General features: G+C 41.6%; 14 protein-coding genes. 11 read left to right on the forward strand and 3 right to left on the reverse strand.

Features of this window, described 5'->3' with window-relative positions; all coding sequences use genetic code 11:
* Positions 1 to 208: 208 nt before the first annotated feature.
* From FAM09_RS13605 to FAM09_RS13615, 3 genes are all read right to left on the reverse strand, one after another.
* A complete protein-coding gene (locus tag FAM09_RS13605) occupies positions 209 to 574 on the reverse strand; it encodes a response regulator (protein WP_136577666.1) in 366 nt (121 codons plus the stop codon).
* Positions 575 to 954: 380 nt separating this feature from the next.
* A complete protein-coding gene (locus FAM09_RS13610; RefSeq protein WP_136577667.1) occupies positions 955 to 1,797 on the reverse strand; it encodes a universal stress protein in 843 nt (280 codons plus the stop codon).
* 55 nt (positions 1,798 to 1,852) lie between these two features.
* Positions 1,853 to 2,128 (reverse strand): zinc ribbon domain-containing protein, encoded by a 276-nt coding sequence (locus tag FAM09_RS13615; protein WP_136577668.1) that lies wholly within the window; start codon positions 2,126 to 2,128, stop codon positions 1,853 to 1,855.
* A gap of 131 nt (positions 2,129 to 2,259) precedes the next feature.
* Between FAM09_RS13615 and hpf the strand changes: the two genes are divergently transcribed.
* The 11 genes from hpf to glgP all read left to right on the forward strand — a co-directional run bounded on the left by hpf (position 2,260) and on the right by glgP (position 14,098).
* The gene (gene hpf, locus FAM09_RS13620; protein WP_136577669.1) at positions 2,260 to 2,562 is read left to right on the forward strand and encodes a ribosome hibernation-promoting factor, HPF/YfiA family; all 303 of its coding nucleotides are present in this window, start codon (positions 2,260 to 2,262) and stop codon (positions 2,560 to 2,562) included.
* 55 nt (positions 2,563 to 2,617) lie between these two features.
* Positions 2,618 to 3,406, forward strand: a complete 789-nt coding sequence (locus FAM09_RS13625) for a polysaccharide deacetylase family protein (protein WP_136577670.1) — start codon at positions 2,618 to 2,620, stop codon at positions 3,404 to 3,406.
* 230 nt (positions 3,407 to 3,636) lie between these two features.
* Positions 3,637 to 4,290, forward strand: coding sequence for a hypothetical protein (locus FAM09_RS13630; protein ID WP_136577671.1), 654 nt, complete (start codon positions 3,637 to 3,639; stop codon positions 4,288 to 4,290).
* A 31-nt stretch (positions 4,291 to 4,321) separates the two neighbouring features.
* Positions 4,322 to 5,071 carry an outer membrane lipoprotein-sorting protein gene (locus FAM09_RS13635; RefSeq protein WP_243751667.1) on the forward strand — a complete coding sequence of 250 codons (750 nt, stop codon included), beginning with the start codon at positions 4,322 to 4,324 and terminating at the stop codon, positions 5,069 to 5,071.
* A gap of 28 nt (positions 5,072 to 5,099) precedes the next feature.
* Positions 5,100 to 6,317 (forward strand): ABC transporter permease, encoded by a 1,218-nt coding sequence (locus tag FAM09_RS13640; protein WP_136577672.1) that lies wholly within the window; start codon positions 5,100 to 5,102, stop codon positions 6,315 to 6,317.
* 36 nt (positions 6,318 to 6,353) lie between these two features.
* Positions 6,354 to 7,568 carry an ABC transporter permease gene (locus tag FAM09_RS13645; protein ID WP_136577673.1) on the forward strand — a complete coding sequence of 405 codons (1,215 nt, stop codon included), beginning with the start codon at positions 6,354 to 6,356 and terminating at the stop codon, positions 7,566 to 7,568.
* 9 nt (positions 7,569 to 7,577) lie between these two features.
* On the forward strand, positions 7,578 to 8,300 hold the full coding sequence (locus tag FAM09_RS13650) for an ABC transporter ATP-binding protein (protein ID WP_136577674.1): 723 nt from the start codon (positions 7,578 to 7,580) through the stop codon (positions 8,298 to 8,300).
* A gap of 3 nt (positions 8,301 to 8,303) precedes the next feature.
* Complete coding sequence (locus FAM09_RS13655) at positions 8,304 to 9,458, forward strand: hypothetical protein (RefSeq protein ID WP_136577675.1); 1,155 nt, start codon at positions 8,304 to 8,306, stop codon at positions 9,456 to 9,458.
* A gap of 269 nt (positions 9,459 to 9,727) precedes the next feature.
* The gene (locus tag FAM09_RS31035; RefSeq protein WP_136577676.1) at positions 9,728 to 11,782 is read left to right on the forward strand and encodes a PAS domain-containing sensor histidine kinase; all 2,055 of its coding nucleotides are present in this window, start codon (positions 9,728 to 9,730) and stop codon (positions 11,780 to 11,782) included.
* 96 nt (positions 11,783 to 11,878) lie between these two features.
* The gene (locus tag FAM09_RS13665) at positions 11,879 to 12,331 is read left to right on the forward strand and encodes an Hsp20/alpha crystallin family protein (protein WP_136577677.1); all 453 of its coding nucleotides are present in this window, start codon (positions 11,879 to 11,881) and stop codon (positions 12,329 to 12,331) included.
* Between the two features lie 24 nt (positions 12,332 to 12,355).
* Complete coding sequence (gene glgP, locus FAM09_RS13670; RefSeq protein ID WP_136577678.1) at positions 12,356 to 14,098, forward strand: alpha-glucan family phosphorylase; 1,743 nt, start codon at positions 12,356 to 12,358, stop codon at positions 14,096 to 14,098.
* Positions 14,099 to 14,105: the final 7 nt, after the last annotated feature.

Below are 14,105 nucleotides of genomic sequence, written 5' to 3' on the forward strand. Positions count from 1 at the left end.
GTAATAAAATAAAAAGGCAGAAAAGAGGCCTTGTCCGCCAACTTGTTTGATCTGTTTAACGTTGTTTGCTCTTTATCCTCGAGCCAGCCTGCTACAATTACTTTGGCGCCTCTTGCGGCAAAAGCAACAGGTTTGGAAATTCGAATATACCAATAGGATATAGCGCCATCATAATGGCAGGTGATATGAGCCCTGATGCAATCCGGCCTTATTCGCCCAGATATTTAACTATCAATTGCACCAGATCATCAGCATCAAATGGTTTGGTGATGTAGTCATTAGCGCCTGCATCAAGTCCCTTTTTGATCTCTGATTTTTCAGCTGAAGCAGTAAAAAAAACAAAAGGAGTATTTTCAAAAAACGATTCGCGTCGAAGTATTTCCAAAAGATGATACCCGTCGATTTCAGGCATCATAATATCGCAGATGATCAGATCGGGCTTTTCTTTTAACGCCATATCGAGCCCTTCCTTTCCATTGCACGCGGAAAGCACTGTGTAATTGGCCAATTCAAGGAGTTCACAAGTATTTTCGCGGATCGCGTTATTGTCCTCAACCAATAATATCCGTTTCATTGTAATGGTCTTAGAAATTATTGTTGTAAAATTTCATAGCAGAAACGGCACTACAAAGTTAGAAGTAAGTTATGAAAAAAATGATTGACTCCGATCAAATAACACTTAATAGTCATTTGTTCAGAATCATACCCGGCAATGGTAGCCATTAAACCCGCTCGTGCCGGCCATTAGTTTTGAGGAATAAAAACCTGCGTCTTTTAAAAAGAATTGATATTCAAAATTTTCTATCTGCTTCAGGGATAAATGAGATGAACAGGAATATGCCCGCCGGCTGGCATTGATCACCCGGTATTAAAATAACAATCCGGTAAGTTGCTTATTACAGGAAGTGCGCATTGCATCATTGCGAAGAGCCACCGGTCGTCTTTTCTGCCTTATCACCTGCTATGGGCAATGAACAATGGTGCATCTATTTCCTGCATCAGTATATCTGCCAGGCTTTCCCTGAACCAACGGGAGACCCTGCTTCTTTCATAAGCTCCAAGCACAACCAGGATGTTGCCTTCCTGCGTTTTCAGCTTTTGGGGTATTTCGGTGTCGGCATAGCCCTGTAATACAGTGTAGTAAGCCTGAGGAAAATGTCGTTTCATAAATTCTTTCATCAGGCGGTTATCTGGCACATGCTGGTTACCCTTTGATTCTCTTACCGAAATAACTTCAGTTTCGAGGTATTTCAATTCAGGAAAAAGACTGCTGAAAGTTCTGATAGCATGCACCGATGAGGGTTGTCCATCATACAGTAAAACAAGCTTATCCAGTGGTTTATATTTTGTTGGCACTACCAGTACGGGGCACTGTACCTCACTCAACAGATCCCGTATAAACCGGGTAGGTATTGTTTCCTCATAATGAGTGAGCGTTTCTTTATTCCCGATCACCATCAGGTCGGCATAGATGCTTTCGTGTAACAATTCATGCAGCGCAATATTTCTGTCGTGGTGAACGGAAAAATTTAAACTGGCTTCCCTGCAGGCTTTGGAAAAGTTATTCACCGAGGCTTCCCTCGCCTGTTGGTCTGCTATTTCCAGTCTTTTGTGTTTTTCCTCATCCACACCACCTGATTTACTTACCAGCTCATATATTTTATAACTATGATAGGTGAAATCATCAAGAAACACACCCACCAGGTGCGCATTGGTTTCCTGGGCAAGATGAACAGCATAGTGTACAGCACTGTCAGAATATTTCAATCCGTCAATAGCGGCAATTATCTTTTTCATATGAAGAATTTTAATAGCAATTAAATCAATAATTTGAACAGATAAGCGGCCTGTATCAAAGCAGTGTTACTTTAGAGCCGCTCCACCTTTTTAAATAAGGTAAGCGGCTAATTGCCACTTCAATGATATGCTCTGGCAATTTGTCTTTACCAAGGCGTTTCATCATATGAAGTTTCATTTCTTCCAGTGTCAGTCCTGGATTAGTGAATGCACCATCGCTATAACAGTATTTGCAATAATCACTGTTTTTTGCGCCGTTTTTTTCTGTGCCGAATAATTCGGGGGAATCCATGGGCATGCTGCAACTTTGACAAAAATGTTTATTTGCCATAACGCTATATTTTGTTATCGAAAATATCAGTATTACCGGTGTTTTAAAATGATGGGAGTCATAACTGCATTTGATAGTCCTCATGGTGATAAACTGCCCATACTCCCTAAATTTGAAAAAAGAAAGGTCGTATGAATTTACATATAGAATCGCCGCATAAGGACAGCATACAAATACCGGAACCGCTAATTCACAAAAAGTTCGAGCATTTTGATAAGCTGTACGACCGTATTGAATATTGCAATGTTGTACTGCACAAAGAGAAAAGCGACGATAAAAAATCTTTCTTTATCGAAGCCAGTTTGAAAGTACCCAGAAGTACCTTGTTTTCCAGCGACAGGGGTGAAACTTTTGAGATAGCGCTCGACAAAGTGGTCAATAACCTTGAAAACCAACTTCGCAGACATAAAGAAAAACTAAGAGCAAACCGATGATCATAACATGTCAGGGCGCTGATGTTCTTATAAATTGAACCGGAAAGCTTTCACTTTGAAAAATAAACCTGCCATATTTTGTTTGCTGTTGTTGGCAACCCTCCCGGATGGCAACAAACGGGCATCCGGCCAGTCAACCGGGTCTACCCCGCTTAAAACGGCGTCCTATATTGAGGTACCAGTCCTTTGCTATCATAATATAAATATAAAGCCAACAAAAGAGAACGACTACACCATCAGCGCATTTCATTTTGAACAACAGGTAAAAGCTTTATACGACAGTGGCTATCGCTCTATTTTACCCGGTCAGTTGTACGATCATCTTACAAAAGGAATTGCCCTGCCATCCAAAACAGTCATGCTTACATTCGACGACACCCATGAATCGCATTTTTCCATGGCAGCCCCTGTATTGGAAAAATACGGCTTCAGGGGCGTATTCTTTATAATGACCGTTTGTATCGGCAGGAAAAACTATCTCACCGCACAACAGATAAAAATGCTGGCAGCAATGGGGCATTCCATCCAATGCCATACCTATGACCATCCCCCGGTAAAAAAAATCACCGGAGAACAATGGCAGCAACAGGTTGATAAGCCTGTAAAAAAGCTGGAGGCAATTACCGGGAAACGGGTCGAATATTTTGCTTACCCGTTCGGCGTATGGAGTGAACAGGCCATTATTGAATTAAAAAAACGTGGTATTAAAGCTGCGTTCCAGCTATCAGGCAAAAAAAGCACTACTGAACCTTTGTATACAATAAAACGCATGCTCATCCCCGGTACATGGTCAGAAAAAAAATTATTGAAAGAATTGGCACGGGTGCATACAGTAAAAAAATGATTTGCCTGGTCATTAATTGTATTCATAATATTGCATGCTGCTAATAGCATATCCTGTAACCGGCAGCATAAACAAGGCTTTTGCTCAAAGTATTCCTCTCCCGGCAACTAAAAGGCAAATGATCGGTATAATATGATCGCATAGCTGACTATTATCTCCTATGCTATTGACGTGCATCATTGAATCATACTTTCGTCATAGGTAAATTGCCATTAATAAAATCAAAAGCCATGAACACTATCAGATTATTGCCTGTAATAGGGCTTATATTCCTGGGCGCCTGCTCTTCATCCCGGGTAACTCATTCATGGAAATCGGAATTTCCTGCAAAGAATTATAACAAAATACTGGTGATCGCCATCAGTGGGGAAACCGATCTGTGGACCCGGCAAAAAATGGAAGATCACCTGGCAGGCGATCTGAAAACCCGGGGATATGATGCAACTTCATCTTTGAAAGAATATGGAGCAAAGGCATTCAGGGATTTGAGTGAAGAAGCGGTTTTGAATAAATTGCAAAACAGTGGTTTCGATGCAGTGATAACCATTGTGCTGCTCGACAAGGAAAAAGAAAGATATTACGTGCCGGGCCACATATATTATTCTCCATATATGCGGTATTACAATCGCTTCTGGGGTTATTACACTACGATCTATGACCGCGTATACCAACCTGGTTATTATGTAATGAACACAAAATATTTCTGGGAAAGCAATCTGTTTGATGTTGCCAGTAAAGAACTGATCTATTCAGTACAAACCGAATCGTTTGACCCTTCATCATCAGAAAACCTGGCGCATGAATACGGCAAACTGATCGTAAACGATATGGTTAAAAACCAGGTATTGACCAAAAAGGAACTGGTGGCAAAAGATGGACATTAATTTCTGACAGATAAGCAAATGCAGTATGCGTATGGGATTGAGATTTGCCATATTATTAATACCGGTTTCCTTTGTTTTACAAGTCGCGGCACAGGATGCGAGGTCGATTGTAAAAAAAGCCGATGAAAAAATGCGTGGCAGTACATCACAGGCGACCATTTTAATAAAATCCATCCGCCCTACCTGGAGCCGGGAAATGGAAATAAGAACCTGGATGAAAGGAAATGAACTGGCTATGGTTCTTATTCAATTGCCTGTGAAGGATAAGGGCATCGTGTTCCTGAAAAGGCGAAAGGAAGTGTGGAATTGGATGCCTGCTCTTGAAAAGACCATTAAACTTCCCCCCTCTATGATGAGCCAATCGTGGATGGGAACAGACTTTACAAATGACGACCTGGTAAAGGAATCTTCAATCGTAAACGATTATGACCATACCATTATTGGCGACACGGTGATCGACAACCGGAATTGCTATATTATACGCATGATGCCCAAACCCGAAGCTGCTATTGTGTGGGGCAAACTCATCGTATGCATCGATAAACAGGAATTCATGGAACTGCATATCCGCTTTTACGATGAAGATGGCAAACTGATCAATACGATGAACGCATACGATGCAAAGATAATGGATGGCCGTTTGATACCCACCCGCCTGGAAATGGTACCGGCTGATAAAAAGAACCAGAAAACAGTGATGATCTATAAAAGCATTCTGTACAATAAAGCAATAGAGGATGGCTTTTTTACTACAGAACGGATGAAAGTAGCAGGCCGGTAAAAATTAAAAAAAACTAAATGCAATTCAAATGTGGTTGCTTAAAATGGCATGGAAAAATAGCTGGCGCAACCGGAACCGCACTATAATAACAATGGCAGCCATTTTCTTTGCCGTTATACTTTCGGTCATTACAGGCAGCCTGCAGGATGGCATTTTTGATAACCTGGTTAAAAATATGGTAAGCTATTATTCAGGTTATATTCAGGTACATAAAACCGGGTACTGGGACGAACAGATATTGGACAATAGCTTTGCATCGGGTAAAATAACAGAACAGGCCATTCTTCGGCACGAAAATATCACAGGCCTTACATCACGGCTTGAATCATTTGCATTGGCTTCTTCAGAAAATCTTACAAAAGGTTGTTTAGTTGCCGGTATAGACCCGGATAATGAGAACAGGATCACCAATTTGAAAGATAAGGTTGTTGCAGGAACGTATCTGTATGAAAATGACAAAAGTGTTTTATTGTCAAAAGGTTTGGCGGGGCGGCTTCAATTAAACACCGGCGACACCGTAATATTGATCGGCCAGGGTTACCATGGAGCTACCGCCGCAGGAAAATACCCTGTAAAAGGTATTGTACAATTCGGTTCGCCCGACCTGAATGACAGGGTGTTGTTTATGCCCTTACCGGCCGCAAGAGAATTGTATGGCGCAGAACAGATGCTAACCTCTTATGTGATCTCGCTTCGCGATCCTGCCCGGTTAGCTACTACCGCTGAACGCCTCCAGTTGGCCATTGGCAATGAGCTGCATGTTATGACATGGGAAGAAATGATGCCCGATGTAAAGCAGCATATAACTACCGATTCGAATAACATGAAAATTATTCAGGGCATATTATACCTGTTGATTTGCTTTGGCATTTTTGGCACTTTACTAATGATGATGGTAGAGAGAAAATATGAAATGGGAATGCTGGTGGCTATTGGCATGAGAAAAATAAAACTGATTGGTTTATTAATGGCTGAATCTGTATTTACCTTGTTATCCGGCTGCGCACTTGGTATCCTATGCAGCGTACCCCTTGTTTTTCATCTTAACCGTCACCCGCTGCGAATAGGCGGCGAAACAGCCGAAATATATAAACGATTTGGATTTGAACCCATTTTTCCTACTTCAACAGATGCCATTCATTTTGTAAGCCAGGGATTAATTGTGTTTTGCATAGGATTGTTGTTATCTCTGTATCCATTATATAAAGTTGTACGATTGAATGCAGTAACAGCAATGAGAAAATGAAGATATTTTACCCTAACGACATTAAAAACAGAACAAATGCTTTTCGCAATAGCTTTCCGAAACACCTGGCGCAACAGGGCGCGAAGCATCATCATAATGATGTCGGTGGCTATTGGCTTGTTCTCAGGGATAGCGGTAATGGCATTGTATAACGGTTTGTTGCGAAGCCGGGTGCGAACAGTTATAGAGGCCGAAACCGGGCATATTCAGCTACATGCTGCCAATTTCAAAAAAGATTATGATCCGGCATTATTCCTGCACAATGGCATTAACGTATTACAGCAGGTTCGTTCATTACCCGATGTAAAAACAGCAGCGCCCAGAAGTATTACTCACGGAATGCTATCAACGCCCACCGGCAGTTCGGGCGTTCAGGTAAATGGCGTAGATCCTGAAACCGAATACAGGGTGTCGAAACTTAACAGGAAAATAATAGAAGGGCAAGGCTTTAGCGCAGCTAAAACCAATGAAATAGTTGTGGGCAAAAAACTGGCTGGCAAAATGAAATTAAAGCCAGGCGCTAAAGTGGTTCTCACATTTACCGATACAACGGGCAATATTGTAGCAGGCGCTTTCAGAGTGGCGGCCATTTACCAGTCGAACAATGCACCTTTGGATGAAAAGAATGTATATGTTACCATGAACGGTCTCAACTATTTACTGGGCATAGGTAATCAGTTTCATGAGATCACACTATTACTTCAAAAGGATGATAACGTAAAGCAGATACAAAATACCCTGCAACAAAAACTCCCCGGTTACCAGGTAGAATCATGGAAAGAGATCTCACCGGAAACAGAACTAATGGTTAATACTATAGATGAATACTCCTTCATTATCCTGGTAATTATTATGCTGGCACTGGCATTCGGGATAGTAAATACCATGTTTATGGCTATACTGGAACGCACAAGGGAAATTGGAATGATGATAGCCCTTGGCATGAACCGCGTTCGATTGTTTACGTTGATCTTGCTCGAAACGCTGATACTGACATTAGCGGGAGCTCCCATTGGCCTGCTGATTGCATGGGCGCTTACTGCCTACTATAACAAAACCGGGTTAAACCTTTCGATATTGGGAAAAGACATGTTATCGAGTTTTGGATACAGCACAATCGTATACCCCGAGTTTCCGTGGCACCGGTTAGCTGCCGTATTCATTCTGGTAATGGGTACGGCATTGCTATCCTGTTTACTGCCGGCGGCAAAAGCATTGCGGCTGCAGCCTGTAGCAGCCTTACAACGATAAAACATACTTATGAACAACACTGTAATAGACGCACACAATATCAGCAGGGTATACAATCCCGAAACAATTCCGGTGTATGCTATCAACAATGTGCATCTTCATTTGGAAAAAGGTGAATTCACCGCGCTGGTAGGCCCTTCCGGTTCCGGCAAAACTACTTTACTGAACCTGATAGGCGGATTGGATAAACCCGACAGCGGCCATATCATTATTGGCGGCACAGATATAACCAGCTTACGGGCAAATGAACTAATCAATTTTCGTTTGCATAATATCGGATTTGTTTTTCAGTCATTCAACCTGATCCCGGTGTTAACAGCCCGTGAAAATGTTGAGTTCATAATGCTTTTACAAAAAGTAAAAAGAAAGGAAAGAGATAAACGGGTAATACAATTATTTAAACAGATCGGCCTTGAAGACAAAATGAATAATCGCCCGGTACAACTTTCAGGCGGACAACAACAACGGGTAGCAGTAGCCAGAGCCCTTGCCTCGAAACCGCAATTTGTACTGGCCGACGAACCAACGGCAAACCTTGATTCTGCGGCAGCATTCAACCTCCTTGACATTATGGCAAAACTGAACAAGGAAGAAAATACCACCTTCATATTCTCAACCCACGATCAGCGTGTAATAGAAAGGGCCAAACGGGTGATCACATTGGTAGATGGTAAAATAACCGCCGATACGGCTGCAGTTCCCCTTACAAATCATAAACTAATCGTAACCTGAATAATGAAGCCGGTATACATTATATTATGCGTCATTGCTATTTGTTCAACCGGATGGGCCCAGGACAGTACATTAAAAGCAAAGAAATGGGACCTGAACGGATATATTAAAAACCTGGAATCGTTCGGTTTTGATAAAAACTTCCGCAACCTGGTTACAGGCAATTTGCTGCATAACCGAATAAATGTAAAATGGAAACCTGTTAAAAACTATACTGCAGCTATTGAAGCACGCAACCGGTTGTTTTGGGGAGATGAAGTAAAAAACAGCCCCAATTTCACCAGCTTGTTAAGAAATGAAAATGACTGGATGAATTTATCGGCCATCTGGATCACCAAAAGCAATTTTGTTTTACATAGCAGCATAGAGCGGTTATGGATGGAATTCAGGAAACCCAAATGGAATGTACGCCTGGGCCGTCAACGGATCAACTGGGGCATTACAAAAACCTGGAATCCCAATGATATATTTAATACCTATAACTTCCTCGACTTCGATTATGAAGAACGCCCGGGCAGTGATGCTGTTAAGCTTCAGTATATCTTTAATGATCTATCAAACATTGAAATGGCAGTTAGCGCATCGGATGATATTGACAAAACCATAGCCGCCGCCCGGTATTTCATAAACAGATGGGGGTACGATATTCAGCTATTATCCGGCATTTATCAAAAAAAATTCACTGCGGGTTTTGGTTGGGCCGGCAGTTTGGGCAATGTTGGCTATAAAGGCGAAGGACAGGCATTTATCGCCGGAAAAGATTCTATGAATGATTTTAATTACGCCCTGGAACTCGATTATGCCTTCAAAAACGGCTGGTATATCAGCGGATCGGTATTGCATAATTCCCGGGGTATTGACGAACCGGTTAACGACTGGTCAAAAATAAGTTTCCGGTTCTCTCCTATGAACCTGATGCCAGCCCGCTGGAGTTTTATTACAACCACATCAAAAGAATTTACACCCCTGTTGAGTGGTAACTTGACCCTGGTTTATTCACCACAGGTGAATCTGTTTATTATTTTTCCATCGTTTAAATATAATGTAGCCGCCAATCTCGATGCAGACCTAATATGGCAATCTTTCTTCCTTGAGTTGCAAAACCGGTTTCAGGCAACCAACCACCGTGTTTTTGTACGGCTTAAATGGAGTTTCTGACTTTGCATTGCCCCTGTTCAATTACCCGCACACCCATCACTCAAATTCATAAAAATCTAATACGACACCTCTGCCTGCCATCGCCTGTCACTGACCTGCCAAAATCAGGCGAAAGCATCATTTTCAAAAATCTGCTTATCTTTAGAATGGAAAATAAGCTCATTAAGTTATATATTAATTGAGGATGCCAAATACATATCGAATGCATCCTTACGATCAAAACCCTCCGGCCGCTCCGTACCACCGCATACACCTTTAAACACTATCAAATGCCTGATCAGCAAACGATACTATTTGAAAGCGAAGCCGGCTTTCAGGCCCTGTTCCAATATGCCACCGTTGGCATCCTCGTAATCGACCGGGAAGGTTATATTCAATTGGCCAACCCCTGCATTGAAAAAATTTTTGGTTATAATACACCGGAACTTATTGGTAAACCAGTAGAATTGCTGATACCCGAAGCCTTGCGAAAAAGGCATGCACAGCATATTGAAGGGTATTTTGCAAATCCAAAAGCCAGACCGATGGGTTATGGCCTGAACCTGTTTGCACGCAGTAAAGAAGGAACCGAGTTTCCTGTGGAAATCAGCTTGGGACACTATGAATTTTACGGAGAGCAGCTCGCTGTTGCCTTTGTTACTGATATAACCGAAAGAAAAAAGGCCGAAGACCATGCAAAGGAGAGCGAAAAGGAATACCGCTTCATATTTGAAGGAATCCATGAATCGTTTATGCTTCAGCAGATCATAAAAGATAACAATGGCAATATTATTGATCTGCTTTTTTTGGAAATTAACCCTGCCACAGAAAAAATCATCCAAAAGCACCGTAATGAAATCATTGGTCATTGCAGAAGTGAATTTTTCGGGGCGCTGGATGACACCCTGATTAAAATTATTTCCCGGGTTGAAAAGGGAGAAAATGTGAGATACCAGCAATATATCCATTCAATAGGCCGCTGGTTCGACCGGAGCTTTTATTCGCTTAAAACGGGGCAATTAATAACGTTGAGCACTGATATAACCCAGCGTAAACGTGATGAAGAAGCTTTACGGGAAAGCCAGCTTATCCTTGAATCGGAAGCAGCCGCATTATCCTACCTCAACGAATGTGGCACGCGTCTTTGGCAAATAAACGATCTGCAGGAGGGCCTTGATGAAATGCTTACTGCGACCATTAAATTAATGAATACTGACAAAGGCAATATACAGCTCCTTAACCCCGAAAAACAAGTGCTGATCATTGCCGCCCAAAAAGGATTTTCGCAGGAGTTCCTTGCCTATTTTAAGGAGGTATCAGTAAACGATGATTCTGCCTGCGGAAGAGCGCTGAAGGCAAAAATACAAATCACTATTGAAGATACCGAAACAGATCCTTCATTTGCACCTTACAGGGAAATAGCCCGGAAATCAGGGTTCCGGGCTGTTCAGTCTACCCCATTATTTGGCCATGACGGATTACCGATAGGAATGATCTCTACCCATTTCGAAAATACGCACCGCTTCACGCCACAGGAATTAAACAAACTGGAGCTATATGCCCGGAAAGCAGAAAGCTTTATTGAGCGTTACAAAATGTATGAAGCATTGGAAAAAAAAGTGAAAGAAAGAACACACGAACTTACCGAAGCACTGGAAAGAGAAAAAGAATTGAGTGACCTAAAATCCCGATTCCTGTCGATCGCATCACATGAATTCCGAACGCCGCTAAGCACCATACTCTCCAGCACTTCGCTTATTGACAAATATAACAAAGAGGAACAGGAAGAAAACCGTAAAAAACATACGGCACGCATTAAATCATCTGTAAAAAACCTTACCGATATATTAGATGATTTTCTTTCGCTTGACAAGCTGGAACAGGGAAAAGTAAAAGTAACCAAGAACATAATAAACCTGCATGAGTTTTCAACCGAAATTATTGAAGAACTGAACGGAATATTGAAAGCCGGACAGGTAATAAATTTGTCTTATAATGGAGACAGAAATATTGAGCAGGATAAAAAAATCCTGAGGAATGTATTGCTTAATCTTCTATCCAATGCCATCAAGTATTCAGCAGAGCACAAAGCGATCTTTTTGTCTGTTGACATAGAAAACAACCTTGTTTCAATGAAGGTGAAAGATGAAGGGATCGGGATACCCGAAGAAGATCAGAAAAACCTGTTCAGTAAATTCTACAGAGCAAAGAACGCAATAGCAATTCAGGGCACCGGGCTTGGTTTAAATATTGTAAAAAGATATGTAGAGCTGCTTGACGGCGAAATTACATTTATCAGCAAACAGAACGAGGGTTCTACCTTTATGATCAGTTTCCCGGCATAAGCCCTGTGACACCTTCGCCCTTAAAACCGGTTATTGACAAAAATCGTATGAATGTTTGATCATAGTCAGCAAAACAGGTAGTGCCTGTAAAGTAAATTGCAATCACAAGTTGCTACCGTGGTTAAAAATCCAAAATATCATTACACAGCCGCCTCCATATATCCGGGCATATATCAACCTGTTTTTACCAAAGAGCAGGAACAGTTAAAGATCAAAGGCAGTAAACCGCCGGTAAACATTATCGGGTTTTCCGACTATTACCAAATTGAAATGCCGGCGCCCGGTTTTAGAAAAGAGGATTTCTTTATAAAGACACAGGGCTGTTCTTTGGTAATTGTTGCATATAAAAAATGCTGCGACGCAACCAACGAGGCACATTACCACCATCACGGATTTCATTGCAGGTATATAAGCAGAAGCGTTGAACTGCCAGGTGATGCCGATACCGAATTTGGTACCGCTGAATATAAAAATGGCATTTTATATATCTACCTGTATAAAACAAACTATCCTGTACAAAACGCTCAAAACTTTATCATCGTGTATTAATTAGTTATAAAATAAAAATAACGCATGAGCTTTTCATTTAGTCATCCATATCAATATTCCTATGAATATTCGCGTCCGGTTGCTTATTTCTGTATGGAATATGCTATTCATCAACCGTTGAAACTATATGCGGGGGGATTGGGATTTCTGGCCGGTTCACACATGCGCAGTGCCTTTGAATTGAAGCAGAACATGGTTGGGGTTGGCATTTTATGGAAGTATGGGTATTATGACCAGGTTCGAAAAAGTGATCAGACCATGGATGTGCTGTTCCAGGAAAAGATCTACGGCTTTTTAATTAATACAGATATTAAGTTCACGATAAAGGTTTCAGGTCACGATGTATGGGTAACTGTTTATTACCTTCCGCCCGAAGTATTTAAAACGGCGCCCCTTTTCTTGTTATCCACAGATGTACCCGAAAACGATTATCTGGCTAAAACAATTTCACATAAATTATATGACGCCAATCCCGAAACAGCTATCGCAGCTGCCATTTTGCTGGGCGTTGGCGGTGCAAAACTTTTTGAAATTTTAGACTGGAAACCCGAAATATATCATTTGAATGAATCACACGCGCTGCCACTCATATTTCACCTGTATGATCAGCTCAAGGATATCGGGAAGGTCAGGGAGAAAGTAGTATTTACCAATCATACTCCCGAACAGGCCGGCAACCCTGAGTCAGACTTTCTGCTTCTTGAAAAAATGGGATTCTTTTGCTGCATACCTGTTACTGAAGTACGGATGATCACCAAAATGCAAGGTCGCTTTTTGAACCATACCTTAGCTGCGCTAAGATTGTCGGGAATAGCCAACGGCGTATCTAAAATGCATCTTGAGACCCTGCAAAATATGTGGCAACCCTATAACGGCGATATATGTTCAATCATTTCAATCACCAACTCACAGAACTTTACTTATTGGGCCGACCATGAAATGTATCAGGAAGCATCGAACAACAATATGCCAGGTTTACAGAAAAGAAAATCACAGGGGAAGGCCAACCTGTTTGAAGTGGTAGCCGATCAAACCGGGGAAATTTATGATGAGAAAATATTCACCATCGTCTTTGGAAAACGGTTTGCCGGTTATAAACGGGCCGACTTACTTTTTTATGACATGGAAAGGTTCAACACAATTGTAAATAATACGGCAAGACCGGTTCAAATCATTTGGGCCGGCAAGCCTTATCCCATGGACTATACCGCTATTGGTATATTCGATAAAATTGTAAATATTACCAAGACCTATAAAAATTGTTCCATATTGGTTGGGTATGAATTAAAACTTTCCAAACTACTAAAAAACGGAGCAGACGTTTGGCTGAACAATCCCCGCCTAACCCATGAAGCTTCAGGTACCAGTGGCATGGCTGCGGCAATGAATGGCGCCATCAATGTAAGCACCCCCGATGGCTGGTTTCCTGAATTTGCAAAAGACAAAATAAACAGCTTTGTTATTCCCCCTGCCCCGCCGGGCTTGCCAGATCATGAACAGGACGCTGTGGAAGCCAAGAACCTGTACGACCTGCTGGAAAAAGAGATCATCCCCATGTATTATGATTATCCTGCCAGGTGGCTGACCCTTATAAAAAACAGCATGCAGAATATTATGTCTTATTTCGACAGCAATCGAATGGCGGCTGAATATTATGAAAAGATGTATTCAGTAAACGCCCGGCAAAACGTGGAAAAAAAATACGTTGTTGAAAAGAAACCGGAAATGAAAGAACCCACGATAATAACAGCCCCGGAAGAAATGTAAAAAATGA

It is taken from the genome of Niastella caeni (assembly GCF_004834005.1).
Taxonomy (GTDB): domain Bacteria; phylum Bacteroidota; class Bacteroidia; order Chitinophagales; family Chitinophagaceae; genus Niastella; species Niastella caeni.